Annotated in this window: 13 protein-coding genes and 1 rRNA gene; 8 read left to right on the top strand and 6 right to left on the bottom strand. The window is 65.5% G+C overall.

Annotated elements, in window-relative coordinates:
* The 4 genes from rrf to AC1DDG_RS19760 form a co-directional block, all read left to right on the top strand.
* Positions 1 to 82 (top strand): 5S ribosomal RNA (rrf, locus tag AC1DDG_RS19775); the annotation flags it as partial.
* A gap of 739 nt (positions 83 to 821) precedes the next feature.
* Positions 822 to 1,109: an HU family DNA-binding protein gene (locus AC1DDG_RS19770; RefSeq protein ID WP_056625601.1), complete on the top strand. Its 288-nt coding sequence runs from the start codon at positions 822 to 824 to the stop codon at positions 1,107 to 1,109.
* Between the two features lie 165 nt (positions 1,110 to 1,274).
* The gene (locus tag AC1DDG_RS19765; RefSeq protein WP_476877400.1) at positions 1,275 to 3,446 is read left to right on the top strand and encodes a bifunctional copper resistance protein CopD/cytochrome c oxidase assembly protein; all 2,172 of its coding nucleotides are present in this window, start codon (positions 1,275 to 1,277) and stop codon (positions 3,444 to 3,446) included.
* On the top strand, positions 3,446 to 5,467 hold the full coding sequence (locus AC1DDG_RS19760) for an NHL domain-containing thioredoxin family protein (RefSeq protein ID WP_476877399.1): 2,022 nt from the start codon (positions 3,446 to 3,448) through the stop codon (positions 5,465 to 5,467). Before AC1DDG_RS19765 ends, AC1DDG_RS19760 begins: the two co-directional genes overlap by 1 nt.
* Positions 5,468 to 5,582: 115 nt before the next feature.
* Here the strand turns inward: AC1DDG_RS19760 and AC1DDG_RS19755 are convergent, their stop codons facing one another.
* Positions 5,583 to 6,575, bottom strand: a complete 993-nt coding sequence (locus AC1DDG_RS19755) for a zinc ribbon domain-containing protein (RefSeq protein WP_230120745.1) — start codon at positions 6,573 to 6,575, stop codon at positions 5,583 to 5,585.
* 129 nt (positions 6,576 to 6,704) lie between these two features.
* Complete coding sequence (locus AC1DDG_RS19750; RefSeq protein WP_476877398.1) at positions 6,705 to 8,396, bottom strand: helicase HerA-like domain-containing protein; 1,692 nt, start codon at positions 8,394 to 8,396, stop codon at positions 6,705 to 6,707.
* A 175-nt stretch (positions 8,397 to 8,571) separates the two neighbouring features.
* On the opposite strand from AC1DDG_RS19750, the gene AC1DDG_RS19745 reads away from it, so the two are divergent.
* The 3 genes from AC1DDG_RS19745 (at position 8,572) to AC1DDG_RS19735 (ending at position 14,116) form a co-directional block, all read left to right on the top strand.
* Positions 8,572 to 9,561 (top strand): LLM class flavin-dependent oxidoreductase, encoded by a 990-nt coding sequence (locus tag AC1DDG_RS19745; protein ID WP_230120741.1) that lies wholly within the window; start codon positions 8,572 to 8,574, stop codon positions 9,559 to 9,561.
* Positions 9,562 to 9,962: 401 nt separating this feature from the next.
* A complete protein-coding gene (locus tag AC1DDG_RS19740; RefSeq protein WP_476877397.1) occupies positions 9,963 to 11,285 on the top strand; it encodes a right-handed parallel beta-helix repeat-containing protein in 1,323 nt (440 codons plus the stop codon).
* A 203-nt stretch (positions 11,286 to 11,488) separates the two neighbouring features.
* Positions 11,489 to 14,116, top strand: coding sequence for a trehalase-like domain-containing protein (locus AC1DDG_RS19735; RefSeq protein ID WP_476877396.1), 2,628 nt, complete (start codon positions 11,489 to 11,491; stop codon positions 14,114 to 14,116).
* Between the two features lie 24 nt (positions 14,117 to 14,140).
* Here the strand turns inward: AC1DDG_RS19735 and AC1DDG_RS19730 are convergent, their stop codons facing one another.
* From AC1DDG_RS19730 to AC1DDG_RS19715, 4 genes are all read right to left on the bottom strand, one after another.
* Entirely contained in the window at positions 14,141 to 15,271 is a 1,131-nt protein-coding gene (locus tag AC1DDG_RS19730) for an FAD-dependent oxidoreductase (RefSeq protein ID WP_476877395.1), read from the bottom strand.
* Positions 15,272 to 15,299: 28 nt separating this feature from the next.
* Positions 15,300 to 16,226, bottom strand: coding sequence for an AEC family transporter (locus AC1DDG_RS19725; protein WP_476877394.1), 927 nt, complete (start codon positions 16,224 to 16,226; stop codon positions 15,300 to 15,302).
* Between the two features lie 145 nt (positions 16,227 to 16,371).
* Complete coding sequence (panD, locus tag AC1DDG_RS19720) at positions 16,372 to 16,800, bottom strand: aspartate 1-decarboxylase (protein WP_476877393.1); 429 nt, start codon at positions 16,798 to 16,800, stop codon at positions 16,372 to 16,374.
* A 52-nt stretch (positions 16,801 to 16,852) separates the two neighbouring features.
* A complete protein-coding gene (locus AC1DDG_RS19715; RefSeq protein WP_476877392.1) occupies positions 16,853 to 17,785 on the bottom strand; it encodes a LysR family transcriptional regulator in 933 nt (310 codons plus the stop codon).
* Positions 17,786 to 17,939: 154 nt separating this feature from the next.
* Between AC1DDG_RS19715 and AC1DDG_RS19710 the strand changes: the two genes are divergently transcribed.
* Complete coding sequence (locus tag AC1DDG_RS19710) at positions 17,940 to 19,403, top strand: amino acid permease (protein ID WP_476877391.1); 1,464 nt, start codon at positions 17,940 to 17,942, stop codon at positions 19,401 to 19,403.
* Positions 19,404 to 19,689 lie beyond the last annotated feature (286 nt).

Here is a 19,689-nt window from a genome sequence, read left to right as displayed (position 1 = left end):
CATTCCGAACCCGGAAGCTAAGACCCACAGCGCCGATGGTACTGCACCCGGGAGGGTGTGGGAGAGTAGGTCACCGCCGGACACTATTTACGGCCAAGGCCCCGACAGCAAACGTCGGGGCCTTCGCTCTTTAACCCCAAATATCCCCCCGGAGTCGACGGGCCCTGCCGGCACGGCCCCGCCACTGCCCGGCCGCGGTGCCGGCAGACTCAACGGCAGGGGTTTTGCACCGGCCGAGATTTATAGGCGCGCTCTCTCACGTCCTGCACCGAAACCCGGCTCGCTCTATCACTTCCTGCACCCTCTTCGGGCAACGCTCTCTCACCCCCCCCAGGTCGGCCCGGGCATCCAGGCCAGCACGCCGCCGTCGAACCCGACAGCATGAAAAAGCGTCGGTGACTTTCCCGCAGGAAGTGAGAGAGCGTCGCCGTGGGGCGTGCGGGAAGTGAGAGAGGGTCGCCGTGGGGCGTGCGGGAAGTGAGAGAGGGTCGCCGTGGGGCGTGCGGGAAGTGAGAGAGGGTCGCCGTGGGGCGTGCGGGAAGTGAGAGAGGGTCGCCGTGGGGCGTGCGGGAAGTGAGAGAGGGTGGCGCCCCTTTCCCCGCGGCGTCGTGCTTTATGTTCGCTGAGATAGGCGGGCGACAGTCCGCTGAGGGCGCAATTCGAAGCAAAACCCCCGAATTTCCGGTGATTTAGGTCAAAAAGTCGCGGAAACACGCGGAATTTGTCCCCCTCATGGGTGCAAGCTGGTAAGTTTTCGAACAGTGGCTTGTACGCATGCCGTGTGCAGGCTCCAGAAATCAAAAGCGTCCAGGAGGACATAAATGGCTAAGAACCGTAGTGAACTTGTTGCAGAGGTAGCAGGCAAGGCCGGCACCAGCCAGGCAGCCGTCAACTCCGTGCTCGATGCACTGTTCGAGGTTTTCGAATCTTCCGTCGCCTCCGGCGAGAAGATCACCATCCCGGGCTGGCTCGCAGTTGAGCGCACCGACCGTGCAGCCCGCACTGGCCGCAACCCGCAGACCGGCGAGACCATCCAGATCGCAGCCGGCCACAGCGTCAAGCTGACCGCAGGCTCCAAGCTGAAGGCAGCTGTCTCCAACAAGAAGTAGTCTTCTTTTACAGCTCTGACGGAGCGGCAACCCTCTCGGTTGCCGCTCCGCTTGCGTTTAAGCCCCCCTTCCCGCCGGCCCCCCTTCCCGCCGGCCCGCCGGCCCGCCGCGTGCGCCACTCGGCTCCGATTCGCTGCGCAGGCGGCGGTAGCGGACAATGGGTAGGTGCCCTCAGAAGCAGAATCCCGTGTCCCACAGCCTGCGCCCAACCCGGAAGCGCAGGGCCAAGCTGACGCCGCGCTCGGCATTACCCGGCCCTGGCAGTTGGCGGGACTGGCTGCGCTTTTCCTGGGACTCGCGGCAGCGCTGCTGTTCTCAGGTGCAGCCGCCGCCCGGGAGGTCTCCGATCCCGGGGCCATGGTCCGCTGGGGCCTTCCCGTCAGCAAGGCAGTCCACAACATCTCGCTGGCCACCGTGATCGGCGGGCTCATCTTCGCCGCAGGCATCCTGCCGAAGAACCTGGGCAGAGGCCGCTCCAAGCAGGAGGATGCGCCGGAGCACCCGGCCTTCGCGCGCGCCATGGGCGTCGCAGCGGCCGCAGGTGTGGCGTGGACGCTCTCGGCGATCGCCGTGCTGGTCCTCACCTATGCCGACGTGGCAGGGCAGGGGATCTCCGGCGACTCGGAATTCACCAAAGCACTGGTCTTCTTCATGACCGACATAGCGACCGGACGCGCCTGGCTGGCCGTAACGGTCATCGCGGCCGTGGTTACTACCGCGCTGTTCGGCGTCCGGTCACTGACGGGCCTGGCGCTGACCCTGGTGCTTGCACTGGCCGGGCTGGTGCCCACCGCGCTCATCGGACATTCTGCGAGCTCGAATGACCACGACGGTGCCATCAGCTCACTGGGCCTGCACCTCGTGGGCGTGAGTGTCTGGGTCGGCGGCATCATCCTGCTGGCGCTGCTCTCGGGCGTCCTGGCCGGCTCGCGGACTCCTGCGGGTGGGGCCGCGGCTTCCTTGCCCGGCGGCCCGGCTGACATCACCGAGCCGACGCTGCGGCGTTTCTCGTCGCTGGCGGGATTCGCCTTCGCGCTGGTGTTCGCCTCCGGCGTGCTCAACGCCAGCGTCCGGGTGACCAACTGGGGCGATCTGTTCGGCTCGCCCTATGGCCAGCTGATCCTCGCGAAGACGGCCGCCACAATCGTGCTCGGCGGCATCGGGTTCATGCACCGGCAATGGGTGATCCCGCAGCTGGGCCGCAAGGGTTCGGTCATGTCCTCGCGGCGCGTGCTGTGGCAGCTGATCCTGATGGAGCTCCTCATTATGGGGGCCACATCCGGAATCGCCGTAGCGCTCGGCCGTTCGGCACCGCCCGAACCGACCACCTACGCCCCTGATGCTTCGCCGGCTTTCATCCTGTCCGGTTACAACCTGCCTCCGGAGCTGACCCCGCAACGCTGGCTCACCGAGTGGCGCCTGGACTGGATCTGGGTTGCGGTGGCCGTCTTCGGGCTGGTGTCCTACTTCCTGGGCGTGGCCAAGGTCCGCGCCCGGGGGGACAAATGGCAGCTCTTCCGGTCCGCCAACTGGGTGGTCGGCCTGCTGGTGCTGACGTATGTGACCTCAGGGCCGCCGGCCGTCTATGGTCGTGTGCTGTTTTCCGCGCACATGGTGGACCATATGGCCCTGACCATGGTGGCGCCACTCTTCCTCGTCCTGGGCGCCCCCGTGACGCTTGCGCTGCGGGCACTGCCTGCCCGGGGCGACGGCTCCCGGGGCCTGCGCGAGTGGTTGCTGCTGTTCGTCCACTCAAAGTTCTCGCAGCTCGTGACCCACCCGCTCTTCGCCGCAGCAAACTTCGCCGGTTCGATCGTGCTGTTCTACTACTCCGATGCCTTTGGCTTCGCGATGCGGGAACACGTGGGCCACGAGTTGATGAACCTGCACTTTGCGCTGACCGGGTACATCTTCGTGCTCAGCATGATCGGCACTGACCCGCTTCCGCGGCGGGCCCCCTTCCCGCTGCGGCTCGTGCTTCTGCTGGCCACCATGGGCTTCCACGCATTCTTTGGCGTCGCCATCATGGGCGGCACCGGCCTGCTCGCCGCCGACTACTTCGGCAACCTTGGCCGGAACTGGGGGCCGTCGGCACTCCTGGACCAGCAACTGGGCGGGGCCGTGGCCTGGGGCATCGGCGAAGTGCCCACGCTGCTGGTGGCGATCGGCGTCGCCGTCATGTGGTCCCGGTCCGATGAACGGGAGACGCGCCGCACGGACCGGGCCGCGGACAGGAATAACGACGCCGATCTCACCGCTTACAACGATATGTTTGCCAAATTGGCCGAACGCGACGCCAAGCTGGCTGAACGCAACTCAAAGCTGGAAGGACGCTGATGAGCGAAACCGTACGCACCCACCACCGGGTACGCGCCTCCGAACTGGTGGGCCGCAACTGGCTGAACACCGGCGGCAAGTCCCTCGACCTGGAGGCCCTGCGCGGCAAGATTGTGCTGCTGGACTTCTGGACCTTCTGCTGCATCAACTGCCTGCATGTCCTGGACGAACTGCGCCCGCTGGAAGAGAAGTACTCCGACGTCCTGGTAACGGTCGGCGTGCACTCGCCGAAATTCGAGCATGAAGCAGATCCTGTGGCCCTCGCCGCCGCCGTGGAACGCTACGAGATCCACCACCCGGTCCTGGACGACCCCGAGCTGGAAACCTGGAAGGCCTACACGGCACGAGCCTGGCCCACGCTGGTCGTCATCGACCCCGAGGGCTACATCGTGGCCCATCTGTCCGGCGAAGGCCACGCTGACGGCCTTGCCGTGCTCATCCCCGAGCTGATTACCGAGCACGAAGCCCGTGGGACCCTCCACCGCGGCAACGGCCCGTATGTGGCGCCGGAGCCGACGTCGGGCACCCTGCGGTTCCCGGGCAAGGCCCTGTACCTCCCGGCGGGGCGGGGAACCTCTGCTGCCGCTTCCGCCGAAGAGCCCGACGCCGGTGCTGCTGCCGGCACACACGCCGGCACCTGGCTGGTCACGGACACGGGCCACCACCGCCTCTTGGAGCTCGGCACCGACTTCCGGACGGTGCTCGGCACCTTCGGGACGGGCACCAAAGGGCACGCCGACGGCCCCGCGGCAGCACTGGACTCCCGTGAGCCGATCGCGGAATTCAACGAACCGCAGGGACTTGTCCTGCTGCCGGAAGACGTGGCAGCGAAGACGGGCTACGACGTCGTGATTGCAGACACTGTCAACCACCGACTGAGGGGGCTGTCGCTTGCAGACGGAACCGTCACCACCCTTGTTGGAAACGGCGTGCAGCGACTGCTGGAGACCGGCCCGGCCCGCGTTGACGAAGACGCTGCAGGCTTCACCGGACGCCTCAGCGAACACCCGCTGGAGGTCTCCCTCAGCTCTCCGTGGGATGTGGTGTGGTCAGCCAGGCTGAACGCCGTGGTGATCGCCATGGCTGGCGTGCACCAGATCTTCAGCTTTGACCCCCTGTCAGGGGCCGTGTCCATCATCGCCGGCAACGGACTCGAGGGGCTGCTTGACGGGGCCGCCCATGAAGCGTGGTTTGCCCAGCCGTCCGGTCTGGCCGAGGACGCCGACGGCAACATCTGGGTGGCGGACTCTGAGACTTCCGCCCTCCGGAAGCTCGCGATTGACGACGATGGGACCGTCACCGTTGAATCGGCAGTCGGCAAGGGCCTCTTCGATTTCGGTTTCCGCGACGGCGAGGCCGCGGAGGCTCGCCTGCAGCACCCGCTCGGGGTCACCGTGCTTCCGGACGGTTCGGTGGCCATAGCCGACACGTACAACGGTGCGGTGCGGCGCTACGACCCTGCGACCAAGACCGTGTCCACCCTCGCACGGGGGCTTTCCGAACCTTCCGATGTGATCGTGGACCACACCCAGGTGGCCGGCAAGGAGCCGCTGCTGGTGGTGGTGGAGGCCAACAAACACCAGCTCGTGTACGTCCCCATCCCCAAGGAGGCGCAGCAGGTGGACGAGGGCGCCGCGCAGACGCACCGGCCCAAGAGCCCCGTCGCCCCGGGACTCCTCGAGCTGACGGTCCGCTTCACCGCGCCCACCGGCCAGAAGCTTGATGACCGCTGGGGCGATCCCACGCAGCTGAAGATCTCGTCCACCCCGCCCGAGTTGCTGGTGGCCGGGGGCGGGACGTCAGTGGGCCTGCTCCGTACCCTGGAGCTTTCCTCCGACGTGCCCGAGGGCGTGCTGCACATTACCGCACGTGCCGCAGCCTGCGACGGCCCGGAAACCGATGACGGCGAGATCCCGGACCACGCCGCGTGCCACCTGTACCAGCAGGACTGGGGCATCCCGGTGGTGCTGCAGGCAGACGGCGACGCCGAATTGGTCCTGGACCTCCGCGGCATGGACTAGGCCTGCTGCGTACTTGCGTGCTGAACTGGCCCGGCTTTGGACCCCCAGGGGTTGAGAGCCGGGCCAGCTTTGTTGGGGCCGCGGCGCTGCGCCGGCACCCGGCAGCCGGGCGGGACTAGAAGCTCAGGAGTGGCGTGACCTTGATGGTGTCGCCGTCGATGTCCAGGCGCGTGGTGAAGCTGAAGTCGTGCACCACGTTCAGGGCGGAGACGGCGCCCGTGAAGAGGTCAACCTGCTGGGCGGTGATTCTGGCTTTGCCGTCAAGGGGTGCCACCACCCATTTGCCGTCGAACGGCTCGATGCTGATCTTCGGGTACTCGGTGATGCCCCATTTGATGGTGCCGTCCACAACCCGGTTGTTGGTGGCATGGTAGAACGGGCAGTCGGGCTGAAGCCTCTGCTGCTTATCGGCCTCGGCGGCGCATTTGTCGAGGAATTCCTTGACCCGGGACGCCACAGCCTGGTTCAGCTCCTCCGTGGCGTGTGTCAGGAGGTTCAGGGGTGCTGCGGGGACGTCCCGCCCGGCAACTGTGGCGCGTGTGGGCGGGGCCGCGAAGAATTGGCCGTTGAGCGAGGCCTCGTACTCTCCAGGGTAGAACACGGCAAAGGTGTTGCGGCCGCCGGGCATATTCACCGGGATGCCATTGAGGGTGGCATCGCTGGAGTTCACGACGGTCACATCCACCGTGGGAAGCGCCGCAGGCACAAACGCCCATTTGTTGAAGAACAGCCACTCGGTGCCGGTGCTCTCAAGTAGGAACTCGGTCCGCAGCCTGCTGCCGTCGATCGTGTACTCCATGGGCACCATCACCCGCTTGCCGCCGCGCGATTCGGCATCGCCAAGCTTCACGTTGGCGATCCGCGAGGCGGACGTCTGCAGTGCCGTGCCGTCGAGCATGGCTGCGTCGGCGTCGGGCACGGAGGCGCGGAGCAGGCCCAACGCCCGCTCACCCTCGCCCTTCTGCAGGGCGTCCAGGTATTCGCGCACGGGCTGCTGCGGGCTGGCCACGGAATTGTTCACCAGATTGACCGAAACGATGGCTCCGGCCACGGCAAGCATGAGGCCCAGTAGCCATCCGGCCGCCATCCTCACCAACGCTTGACTCATCTGCACGCCCCTTACGTTACCTGCAAGTTACGTGAACGCAGGAGTAACAGGCGCCGTGCATGACGCGGGGCAGCCACAGAAAAACGTCCGACGGCGGGGCGTCGCCGGTGCCGGTGGCGCCTTCTGGCGCTAGCGGCGCCGCCGGGACGACGTGCCGAAAACGCCGCGCAATAGCTCGCGGCCCAGCTGTGTTCCCATCGAGCGGACCATGCTTTTCAGGCCTCCGCCGAGGGCCCCGCCGAGCGCGCCCGTGATGTCCTCCATCATGCCGCCGGCAGGGGGAGCCGGGCGCGGTGCAGGCGCCTGACGGGTTTCAGGGGCCGGCCTGCTGCTGGGGCGTCCAAGGATTTCCTCCTCGATGCGGCGGGCGTCGGCGTCCACGACGTTGGGATCCAGGCTGCCGGGGACGAACACCCCGGGGGACGGAACCGGCGGCAGGCCCGGTGCCGCGGCACCCGTAGGCGCGGCGGCCCTTCCGGACAGTTTTTCATAGGCGGAAACGTTGTCCACGGCAGTCCCGTACTTGGCGAGCAGCACCGAACCGGCCACTGTGCTCTTGACCAGTTCTTCCGTGCTGGGGCCCATGACAGACTCGGGGGCCCGGAGACGGGTGAGGGCCACCGGCGTGGGCGCGCCCTTCTCGTTCATGACCGTGATGACGGCTTCGCCAATGCCTGCCGAGGTGAGCGTTTCCTCGAGGTCGTAATCACTGACAGGGAAGGTGGAGACGGTGGCCTTGAGTGCTTTGGCATCCTCTGGTGTGAAGGCCCGGAGGGCATGCTGGACGCGGTTGGCCAGCTGCCCGAGCACGTCTGCCGGGACGTCCTTCGGCGTCTGCGTTACAAAGAAGATGCCCACGCCCTTGGATCGGATCAGCCGGACCGTGGTGGTGATGGCTTCAAGGAACGCCTTGGAAGCGTCATTGAACAGGAGATGGGCCTCGTCGAGGAAAAAGACCAGCTTGGGTTTGTCGAGGTCGCCGGCCTCGGGCAGGTCCTCGAACAGGTCCGCCAGGAGCCACATCAGGAAGGTGGAGAACACCATGGGCTTGGTCTGCAGGGTGGGCAGCTCGAGGCAGGTGATGACACCGCGGCCGTCAGGGGCGGTACGGAGAAGTTCGGCGGTGTCGAACTCGGGTTCGCCGAAGAAACGCTCCATGCCCTGCGCTTCCAGTGTCACCAGCTCGCGGAGGATGACCCCTGCCGTTGCCTTGGACAGGCCGCCCAGGTCCTGCAGGGCCGCCTTGCCCTCGTCCGACGTGAGGAACTGGATGACGGCACGGAGGTCTTTGAGGTCAATCAGTTCGAGGTTGTTCTTGTCCGCGAAGTGGAAGACGAGCTGGAGGCTGGATTCCTGCGTGTCGTTGAGCTCCATGACGCGGGAAAGCAGAATGGGCCCGAAAGAGGTGATGGTGGCGCGGACAGGGATGCCGTTGCCGTCCCCGCCGAGGGCCAAAAACTCGACCGGAAACGTCTTGCCGGCCCACGGCTGCCCGATGCTTTCGGTCCGCGCCGCCAGCTTTTCACTCCCCGTGGCAGCAGTGGCGAGGCCGGACAGATCGCCCTTGATATCGGCCAGGAAAACGGGCACGCCGGCGGTGGAGAGCTGCTCGGCCATCATGTGCAGCGTAACGGTCTTGCCGGTGCCGGTGGCGCCGGCGACGAGCCCGTGCCGGTTCATCATGGACAGCGGCAGCCGGACCGGCGCATCTTTGTGAAGTTCGCCGTCGACGATGGCGGCCCCCAGCTCGATGGTGGCACCCTCAAGCGCATAGCCTTTTTGGATGGTGGCGACTTTGTCTGCTGTTGATTTGTTGGCCATGCGGCTAGCTTAGTGGCCGACCACCGCCCGGCGGCCAGCCTTGGCGGACAAAACTGTGGACAGCGTCACCCGGCCCGGCAGAAATAACCCCCGTGCCGCCGTCGTTGTGGAAGGTGTGCCGTGCAACCATCCGTCCCGGCACGCCAGCGAAACGCTACGAAAGGCCGGCTCCACCGTGACTGTTCCCCTCTCCATCCTTGACCTTGCGACCATCGGCAAGGGCCAGACGGCGGCGGAGAGCTTCGCCGGGAGCGTTGCCATGGCGCAGAGCGCCGAGCGGCTGGGCTACCGGCGCGTCTGGTACGCCGAGCACCACAACATGTCCTCGATTGCATCTTCGGCAACGAGCGTCCTGATCGCGCACGTTGCCGCGCACACCGAGAGCATCCGGCTGGGGGCTGGTGGAGTCATGCTGCCCAACCACTCGCCGCTCACCATCGCCGAGCAGTTCGGGACACTTGAGACGCTGCACCCGGGGCGCATCGACCTGGGACTGGGCCGCGCACCCGGCAGCGACCAGAACACCATGCGGGCGCTCCGCCGCGACCCCGGTTCGGCCGACACCTTTCCCCAGGACGTCCTGGAACTGCAGGGTTACCTGAGCGGACCCACGCGCATCCAGGGCGTCGAAGCTACCCCGGGCAAGGGAACCAATGTGCCCCTGTACATCCTGGGCTCGTCCCTGTTCGGGGCCCGGCTCGCCGCACAGCTGGGACTGCCCTATGCCTTCGCTTCCCACTTTGCTCCGAACGCGCTTCAGGACGCGGTGGCCATCTACCGCCGGGAATTCAAGCCGTCTGAGCAGCTCGCGGCACCGCACGTCATCGCCGGAGTCAATGTGATTGCTGCCGAGTCGGCTTCGGACGCGCAGTCGACCTTTAAGGACACCCTGCGCGCCCGCGTCTCGCTGTTCTTCGGCGGCGGGCGGGAGTTCACGGACGACGAAGCGGACATGGTCCTGGACTCCCCGCAGGGCCAGCATGTCTCGCAGATGATGAAGTACTCCGCAGTGGGCACGCCCGACGTCGTCATGGAGTACCTGGACGGATTCGCGAAGCATGCCGACGCCGACGAACTCATCGTCGCGCACCAAAGCACCGGCACCGCTGCGCGGCTGCATTCAGTGGAACTGCTGGCGGAAGCAGCCGGTCTGGCCCGCGTGTGACAAACGTTTAAATAATATTTATCTGCGGTGTGTGAAAGCCATCCAAGGAACGGATCCGCAGGTCAGCGTAATTTCTGCTCCATGCCCCGCGCTTCATTGAGGGTTTAGTGGTCCGTTATTCAACCGATATCTTTTGACTTCGACGCCGACCACAACTTAACGTTATGTGCGCAAGGTCTCGTTATACTCCGGTGGCGGCTGGGACTCCCAGGCCGCCGGACGCATTAGCTTCTGCACGCGCAGAGCGTGGCAAGTGAGTCGAAAGTAGCGGTCTCGCATAGTCACTACACCTGATCCCCGCACGCCCAAAAAGCGTTGAGGGGCCAGTTCGGCGCTGCCTGATTTCAAATCCACGGATGGAATGCGATCAGCTCCGTTCACAAACAGACCCAGGTGAAAACATGAAGATCAAATCCACCGGCGCAGCCATACTCATGACCTTCCTCATGGTCAGCGGCCTGGTTGCGGGATTCTCGGCCCCGGCCTCAGCTGCGGGCACGACTTACTACGTCAGCGCTGCCGGCAGCGACAGCAATGCGGGCACGTCCAGCGCTGCCCCCTGGAAGACCCTGACGAAACTCAATCAGGCCGTCCTCAAGCCGGGAGACACCGTCAGCCTCCGCAAGGGCGACACCTGGACCGGCGGCATTGTGACTGCCCAGAGCGGCACATCCACAGCGCCGATCACCCTGAACAGTTACGGCACCGGCAACGCGCCGACAGTCACCGGCGGCAAGTCCGGCAACTGCGTCAGGATCAACGGCAACTACACCACCGTCGACGGACTGCGGGCCGTTTCCTGCGGCTACGCGGGTTTCAGCCTTACCGGGGACCGCAATATCGTGCGGAACTCCAGCGCCTCCACCAATGCAGTTGGCCTCAAAATCGGTACCGGCTCCGATTTCGGCAAGTACACGGGGAATTCACTGACGAACAACAACGTGATGAACGTCAATACCCTCGGTACGAATTGCGGAACACCTTCTGCTGTGAACTGCAATGACGACTCCGGCGCCTTTGGCGTGCTGATCAACGGTAACGACAATGAGTTTTCCGGCAATACCGTCAGCGGTTCGACAGGGAAGTCCTACGACTACAACCAGGACGGCGGCGCTTTTGAAATCTACAACGGCAACCGCAACAACATTCACCACAATGTGTCCCTGGATAACAACAACTTCTCCGAACTCGGAAGGTCCTCGGGGACGGCGGACGCCAACACGTTCCGCTATAACCTGGTCCGCTCCACCTGTGGAGCAAACTGCTCCGAAGCCAAGGGCCTGATCGCCCGAGGAAACGGCACGTCCTTCGGGCCCACCAACGGAACTGTTTTCGAGTTCAACACGGTCTACCTCACGGGTACGCAGTCCCAGGCGATAGTTTGCCAGGCAACCTGCCCGTCCTCCACGGTGATCCGAGCCAACATCCTCGTGGGTGTCAAGAACTCGCTGTGGATCAACGGTTCAGGCTGGACCGAGAAGCAGAACGTTCTCAACGGGCCTGTGAACGTCACACCGAACAGCACCTCCACCACCGCGTCAGCGCGTTTCGTGAGCGCCCCGACCGACCTCCGCCTCACCAGCATCAGTCCAGCCATCGACCGGGCCGGGACCAGCGCCTCCACCCTGGACCTGGCCGGAGCTCCTTCCACCCAGAACGGCGACTGCGCGGGAACGGCGGCCGCGGACTCCGGCGCCTATGAGTACGATTCGCCGAACTGCTGAGTCCGGCAGCCGGTAGCCCCCCGATCGGCTAACGCCAGCACCTCAGTCCGCCTGGGCCACATCGCAATGTGGCCCGGGCGGACTTTTTGCATTCTGCGACGAAGTTACATGACCGCAACGACCGGGATATTCAGGGGAAACGGCAGCAGCGGAAACTGAAGGTGTCCAAAACCGCTTGGGGATGATCCGAAGGATTTTCGCGCATGCCAACTCCGCTCAACCAGACGGTGGCCGCTTCCGCACTGCTGACAAAATCTTTGCCGCTGGGCCTGCTGAGGGCCTTTGTCCAGTCGGAAGCCGCGGACGACGGACTCACCCCCCAACTGCTCGGCGAGCTGAAGATCCTGGCCCGCACTCCGGGGCTGCTCGTCGCCTGCAATTACGGCGGAACGCTGTGCGCCGCGGAGGGCATCTCCACCGAAACGTTGCCCCTGGGCGGCGCGGCGATTGCCCTCCGCGCCCTGGCTGCGCTGCCCAACACGCATGCCGCCGTCATCTCCGGCCGGTCCTTGCGGGACCTCGCGGCGGTGTCGCGGCTTCCCGCAGAGGTGCACCTCGTGGGGTCGCACGGGGCCGAGTTCGACATGGGCTTCGCCCACGGGCTGTCCCTGGCCACCGAATCCGTCCTGCAGCAGGCCAACCAGGCCCTGCTTGAATCGATCGGCGCGTACAAGGGCATCAGCATCGAACGGAAGCCGGTGGCCGTCTCGGTGCATACCCGCCCGGCGGCTCCCGAGGTCGCATCCGAGGCAGCGCAGAAGGCCGAGGAGGTGGCCCGGGCGCACGGCCTGTTCTTCGTTGTGGACGGCTCCGTGCTGGATCTGTCCGTGGCTGCGCCCTCCAAAGCCGAGGCGCTGGAACACCTGCGCGCCCGCCTCGGCGTGAGCGCGGCGCTGTACGCGGGGGATGCCGCGAGCGACGAATTGGCGATGGCCACGCTCCGCGGACCCGACATGGGACTGTGGGTGGGAGGCCTGCCCACCTCGGCGAAGCACCGGCTGAGGGACCCGGAATCGTTCGCGCGCGTGCTGGCCATCCTCTTCGAACTGCGGCGTGCGTGGCTGTTCGGCGAGGATGCGGTGGGCCTGGAACGGCATTCCATGATCGGCAATGGCTCCTCCACGGCACTGCTTACGCCCGAGGCCAAGATCTGCTGGATGAGCCACCCCCTGCCGGACTCCGGCTCGCTCTTTGCGCATATTCTGGGCGGCGATGCGGCCGGCCATTTCTCGGTGGAGCCGGTCAAAGCCTCACAGGTGCTGGGCCAGCGCTACGTGGACAGCACCATGATCGTTGAGACCCGCTGGGCGGACGTCACCGTGACCGACTATCTCGAACCGGCCCCGGACGGGATCACCAGCCTGGTCCGGGTGCTGTCAGGTACAGGTGCGGCGCGGATCGTCTTTGCGCCCCGGCCGGACTACGCCAACGCGCCGTTCAGCATGGAAGCGCGCGGCGGCGAGCTGCACGTCGTCGGCACGTCAGACCCCATCGTTTTGCTCGCTCCCGGCGTCAGCTTCGCCGTCGCCTCGGACGGCCGGCACGCGACGGCGACAGCCGAGATCAACCTGCAGCACGGTCCCGTGGTCCTCAATCTCCGCTGCGGTGACACCGGGATGCAACACCCGAACGGGACAGACGAAACCGCCCGCCGCTCCGCCGTCGCGCATCATTCCCGCCGCTGGGTGCAGGGCCTGGTGCTGCCCGCTGTGAAGCCGTCGCTGGTGCGGCGCTCGGCCCTGGTCCTGCGCGCGCTGGTCCATGAACCCACCGGCGCCGTGCTTGCGGCACCCACCACGTCGCTGCCGGAAGGGATCGGCGGCACCCGCAACTGGGATTACCGTTACTGCTGGCTCCGGGACGGTTCCATGACCGTGAACGCGCTCGTGGACCTGGGGTCGACGGCGGAGGCCGAGGGCTTCCTGAGGTGGCTTGGCGGGATTCTTGCCAACGCCCCCGGCCCGGAGTGGCTGCATCCGCTCTACTCAGTCACCGGGGCGCCGCTGTCCACCGAAGCCATCATCGAAAGCCTGCCCGGGTATGCCGGATCGCGGCCCGTGCGGATCGGCAACGCCGCCGACCACCAGGTCCAGCTGGACGTGTTCGGGCCCATCGCGGAGCTGATCCACGGGCTGAGCGAAGCGCAGGGTTCGCTGGCAGACTCACACTGGGAGCTGATGGTGCAGATGACGCGCGCGGTGCTGGCCCGGTGGCATGAGGCGGACCACGGCATCTGGGAGGCCAGGCGGGCCGCGCGGCACCACGTCTATACCAAGGTCATGTGCTGGGTGACCCTGGACCGCGCCCTCCGCACCGCAGCCCGCCACGGCCGCGAGCCCGGGCCCTCCTGGGCTCCCACCGCAGCCACCATCAGGGACGAGGTGCTCCGGGAGGGCTGGGACGAGTCTGCTGCCTCCTACACCGTCGCTTACGACAGTCCGGACCTTGATGCCGCCGTCCTGCACATCGGACTGTCGGGCCTGCTGGAGGTGACCGACCAGCGCTTCCTGGACACCGTCACCGCCGTGGAGCGGGAGCTCCGCGTCGGGCCCACCGTCTTCCGGTACAGGTACGACGACGGCCTGCCGGGCCTGGAGGGCGGCTTCCACATCTGCACCACCTGGCTCATTGAAGCGTATGTGGCCGTGGGCCGCATCGCGGAGGCCTGGGATCTGTTCGATCAGCTGGTCAACCTGTTCGGGCCCACCGGGCTGCTGCCGGAGGAGTACGATCCGGGCACCGAGACCCATCTGGGAAACCACCCGCAGGCGTACTCGCACCTCGGCTTCATCCGCTGTGCCCGGCTCCTGGACCAGCACCAGCGAAGCTAGGCCAGAGCGGCCGTGTCCGCGCTCCTAGCGAATACCGGTGCGGGCGGCCGAGAAGATGGCCGGTGCGGCGCCTTCCCCGGTGGCCAGATCGGCCAGGATCCTGCCCACCACTGGCGTGAACTTGAAGCCATGGCCGGCAAATCCGGCCCCGATGACCACCGGGCCGATGCGGTCCAGGACGAAGTTGTGGTCAGCGGCGGTGGTGTAGGTGCAGCTGATGTCGGCCATGGAATCGGCATCAACGCCCGGCAGCCAGTGCCTGGCGTAGCGCTGCAGGGCGGCCCGCTGCAGCGGCTCAGGCTGGAACGATCTGTGGTCCGGGTCCACCACCGGACCCACTCCGTGCCATCCGGCCTTGATGCCTTCGCCGGGCGTGTGCATGCCGTACACGGGAGAGTACCAGTCGTCGTACTCGCCACCGGGGCCAGGGAAATGGTTGAAGCCGGGCCAGTCGGCGCCATCATCCGCGATGCCGAAATGGGCGGGCTGCTCCTGGGTTACGGTCAGCCGCGGCATTCCCGCCACAGCGGCGAGCAGCTTCGACGTCCAGCCGCCGGCGGTGACCACCGCCTGGCGGGCGGTAAGCACCTCGGTGCGGCCGCCGTCGTCCACGGTGAGCCGGACGCCGTCGTCGAGAATCCTCAGGTCCAGGACCTTTACATGGCGGCGGACCGCCGCGCCGTTCCGGACCGCCAGCCTTTGAAGGGCCGGCAGCGCCGCGTCCGGATTCAGCTGGCCGCCGTCCGGCATGTGCAGGACCTGCTGATCGAAGCGGATGCCGCGCCAGCGCTCGGCGGCTTCAGCCAGGGGCAGGAAGTCGGCCCTGAGGCCGGCACTGTTCAGTGCGGCATGCATGGTGCCAAGCTGCGGATCCGGACCGTGGTTTACGACGCCGGTGCGCGCCAGCAGCCGCTCGCCGCTCTCGTCTTCGAGCTCAGCCCAGAGCCGGAGTGCCTCCGCCAGCATGGCGACGTAGTCCGGCTCGGAGTACGCCAGGCTGAGGTTCCGGGTGGAGCCGTGCGATGCGCCGATGCGGTGCCCAGGCCCGAACTGTTCCAGCAGGGTCACGTCGCGCCCTCGCTTGGCCAAAGCCCAGGCGGCAGCGGAGCCCATGGCCCCGCCTCCGATGACGACGGTGTCCAAGGATGTGTTCAAGGTTCCTCCACGTTCGGTCGAAGGGCGTTCACGTCAGCAGCACGGCCACGCCGATCATGGCCGGCACGGCCACCACAGTGGTGATCAGCACCGTGTCCTTGGCAACGGTGAGGCCGGTCTTGTAGCGGCTGGCGGCCACGAAGACGTTCTGGGCCGTGGGCAGGGCGGACGTCACCACGACGGCGAAGAGCGCCTGGCCGTCCATGCCCAGCGCGAAGCGGGCAAAGGCATAGGCGATCGCCGGGTGGACGATGAGCTTGAAGGCGCTCGCCAGCAGGGTGTCAATCCGGCGTCCCATGGCGGCCTGCAGCGGCCGGGAACCGTTCAGGCTCATGCCGAAGGCCATCAGCATGGCCGGAATGGCGGCACCGCCGATCAGGTGGATGGGCTGCAGGACAAGCGGCGGAACCTGCCAGCCGGTCCCGGCCACCACCAGCCCCAGGGCGGAGCCGACGATCATCGGGTTCTTCACGATCATCAGGACGAAGCGGAGCGGCGTGGTGCGGTGGGCGCTGGTGGTCGAATCAAGGGCCATGAGGAACAGCGGCGTGAAGAACGCGAGCTGAAAGATCAGCAGGGGAGCCACATAGCTGGCGTCGCCCAGGACGTACACGGCGATGGGGATGCCGAGGTTGGCCGAGTTTGCCAGGGAGGCACTCATGGACGACATGAGTGATTCCGGAATGCTGCGCTTGAGCAGGAACCTGACGATGACGAAGAAGATGGCAGCGGTGGCCATGGCACCCACGGCAGTGACCAGCAACGGGGCGGCGAAAACGTCGTGAAGCCGTGCCTTGCTGAGGGTCTCGAAGAGCAGGGCGGGACTGGCCACGAAGAAGGTCAGCCCACTGAGGACCTGACGGGCATTCTCGCCCAGTATGCCCTGCCTACCGACGAACATGCCCACCAGGATGATGGTCCAGACAACGAAAAAGCCCGCAAGAACGCCTAGCATCCAGTTGTCGCAGAAGGCTCGCAAGTGCAGGGGGTGGCATCCACCATCCCAGCCTAATCAGATTTATTCGGCGAAGGACGGGCTTGTGGCAGGGATCTCGCTATTCGGGCAGTGAGAGTTGCCCCGGGTCAGATGCGGGGCGCAGTCAGCTGCACGTGGCGTTGTTCAACGCAAACGGCGGGCGCATGAGCCCGGCGGTGTGGCCCTCCGCAGGATCGTTGCCGATCTGGACAATCTTGTTGTCCTTGTCCACGTGGACCACCTTGGGAGTGTAGGCCCTGGCCTCTTCCGTGGTCATCTGCGCGTAGGTGATCAGAATGACGAGGTCGTTTTCGTGCATCAGGTGCGCGGCCGCGCCGTTGATCCCGATGACGCCGGAACCGCGCTCGCCGGCGATGGTGTAGGTCTCAAGGCGGGCGCCGTTGGTGACGTCCACAATGGCCACGAGCTCGCCGGGCAGGATGTCGGCAGCGTCCAGCAGGTCCAGGTCTACGGTGACGGAGCCCACGTAGTGCAGGTCCGCGTGCGTGACAGTGGCGCGGTGGATCTTGGACTTAAACATTGTGCGATTCATAACTTCAACAGTCTAACGCCGGGCAAGCCGTATCGCTGTGACGCAGGAGACACTATGGCGATGCTTCCATTTCATGATCTTTGGCTGCCGCGATTGAGGCAGCGGTGGCCGCCAGGATCTCGCGGGCGGCGAGAATGGCCGGGCGCTGGGCGCTTGAGCGGCGCACTGATGTGAAGACCGTCCTGCGCGGTTTCCCGGGCAGTTCCATCAGCTGGGCTGTGGTGCCGCGGCCGGTCCAGACCAAATCCGGCATGAGGGCGACGGCGTTGCCCGATTCAATCAACCGGATCTGGGCCTGGAGGTCTGCGGTTTCAAAGCGCACGTCGGGTTCGAAGCCCGCGCTTCTGCAGGCCTGCTCGGCCCAGTGACGCGAGGCGGCGCCGCGCGGCTCCATGACCCACGGCAGCTCCTCCGTGTCCGCGAGCGACGTGATGACCTTCCTGTCCGCGGCCGGGGGCGGCACGGCAAGCCTGATGGCATCACTGGTCAGCCGTACCCGGTCCAGTTCCGGATACCGGGGTGCGGCGTGCCCGGGGTATTGCTCGGCAATGACGAGGTCGAAGTCCCGGGCCCACGTTTCATGCAGGGCCGTTTCCGGCTCCCGCTGCGTCATTTCGATCCGCACCTCCGGGTAGCTGGCGGTCATGCGGGTCAAGGTGTCCGGCATGAGCGCCAGCGCCGCCGACTGGAAGACGGCGATCCGGACAGTGCCGGAGACGGTGGTGAGCGACGCGGCGAGGTCGGCCTCGGCCTGCTCCAGCGTCTCGAGGAGCTGTGCCGTGTGGGCCACCAGGACTTCCGCTTGGGGGGTGAGCTGGACTCTCCGGCCAGTTTTCCTGAGCAATTCCACCCCTACTTCCTTCTCAAGCAGGGCCAGTTGCTGGGACACTGAGGACGGACTGTACTGCAGGGCGGCGGCCACCTCGGCGAGGGTGCCCCGGATCTTCAGCTCGCGGAGCAGTCTCAGGCGGCGGACGTCGAGCACTGACTGTTCCTTTGGGTTGAGTAAATGAGTGGATGGACTAATGAATACTGTTTAGAAGTATTCACTTTATCTAATGCAACGTTGCTTGCATACTGATCAGAGTTACCCCCATCACAGGGCGGATGATGGGGCCGCACCTACGCAGGAGTCCTTGATGACCATTAAAGATCCCACCCAGTCTGTGATGCGGCGCAAGCCCATCGATGACATCGAAGTAGAGAACAAGCACAGCGGCCTGTTCAAGTCCCTTGGGCTGTGGCAGCTTACGGCCATCGGCGTCGGCGGCATTATCGGCGTTGGCATCTTTTCGCTGGCCGGCCTCGTGGCCCATGGCAGCGAGGACACCCCCGGCGTCGGCCCGGCCGTCCTGTTTTCCTTCCTGATCGCGGGCCTGGCATCAGCGGCCGCGGCGCTTTCCTATGCCGAATTTGCCGGCATGATCCCGCGCGCCGGCTCCGCCTACACATACGGATACGTGGCCCTTGGGGAGGTGATCGGCTGGTTCATCGGCTGGGACCTCCTGCTGGAGTACATTGCCATCGTGGCGGTGGTGGCCATCGGCATCTCCGGCTACTTCGATGCCTTCCTGTCCGGTATCGGGATCCATATGCCCGTCTGGATGACGTCGACAGCGGACGAGGGCAAGGGCGGCATCGTCAACATTCCCGCGATCGTGGTCTGCCTCATCGTGACCTGGATCCTGTCCCGTGGCACCAAGGCGTTCGGCCGGTTTGAACTCGTGGCCGTGGCCATCAAGGTGGTCCTGATCATATTCATCATCGGATTGGGCATCTTCTACGTCGACACCAACAACTACAATCCGTTCATGCCGAGTGGCTTCGGCCCAGTGGTGGCAGGTTCGGCCACCGTGTTCTTCGCCGTGTTCGGCTACGACGCCATGAGTACCGCGGCGGAGGAGGCTACCGACGGCAAGAAGCACATGCCCAAGGCCATCATCCTCTCCCTCATCGTGGCCATGCTCCTTTATGTTGCCGCCACTTTGGTACTGACCGGGATGCAGAATTACCAGGACATCGACCCCAAGGCTGGGTTCGCATCCGCCTTCTCCTCGGTGGGGCTGCCGGTGATCGCCACCATCATTTCCGTTTTCGCCGTCCTTTCCATCCTCACGGTGATGCTGACCTTCCTCCTGGGTGTCACCCGCGTCTGGTTCTCCATGAGCCGCGACGGACTGCTCCCGGGCTGGTTCGCCAAGACGGACCGGCACGGCACTCCGCAGCGCGTCACCTGGATCGCCGGCATCACATCAGCGTTCCTGGCGGGCGTTTTCCCCATCAAGGAGGTCGCGGATCTGACCAACATCGGCATTCTGGCCGCCTTCGTCGTCGTCTGTCTCTCGGTCATCATCTTCCGCTACAAGAGGCCCGACGCCCCGCGTACCTTTCGGCTCCCGCTGATGCCCTTGGTGCCAGCCTTCGGCATCCTGTCCTCCGGCTTCCTCATGACGCAACTTCCCTTCGCCACCTGGGTGCGGTTCGTCATCTGGCTCATCATCGGCCTGACCATCTACTTCGGCTACGGACGGAAGCACTCCCTAATGAACCCGAACAGCCCGCGTCACAACGAGGCCGTGGAGATGCACACCCCGGTGAACTAGCAACGCGAACGCTCTCTCACTTCCTGTCGCAAATCACAGGACGCTCTCTCACATATTGCGCAATATTGACGAACCCTCTCTCACCCGGTGCGAGAGGGTTCGTTGTTTCTCTGCAGGAAGTGAGAGAGCGTCCGGGGGAAGGCGACAGGAAGTGAGCGAGCGTCCGGGGGGAGGTTGCCGAATATTGTCCAAAAACGTGGGCCAATCCGCCGCATTTCCGAACGTTCGGACGGGTCCGTGAGCCTTCGGTTTTTCTAACTTGTATTGCTCAGAAAAGATCGCTTTA

The organism is Arthrobacter sp. 10L430, assembly GCF_056395245.1.
The sequence above is the reverse complement of the archived record's forward strand: the minus strand, read 5'-3'. Positions and strand labels throughout refer to the sequence as shown.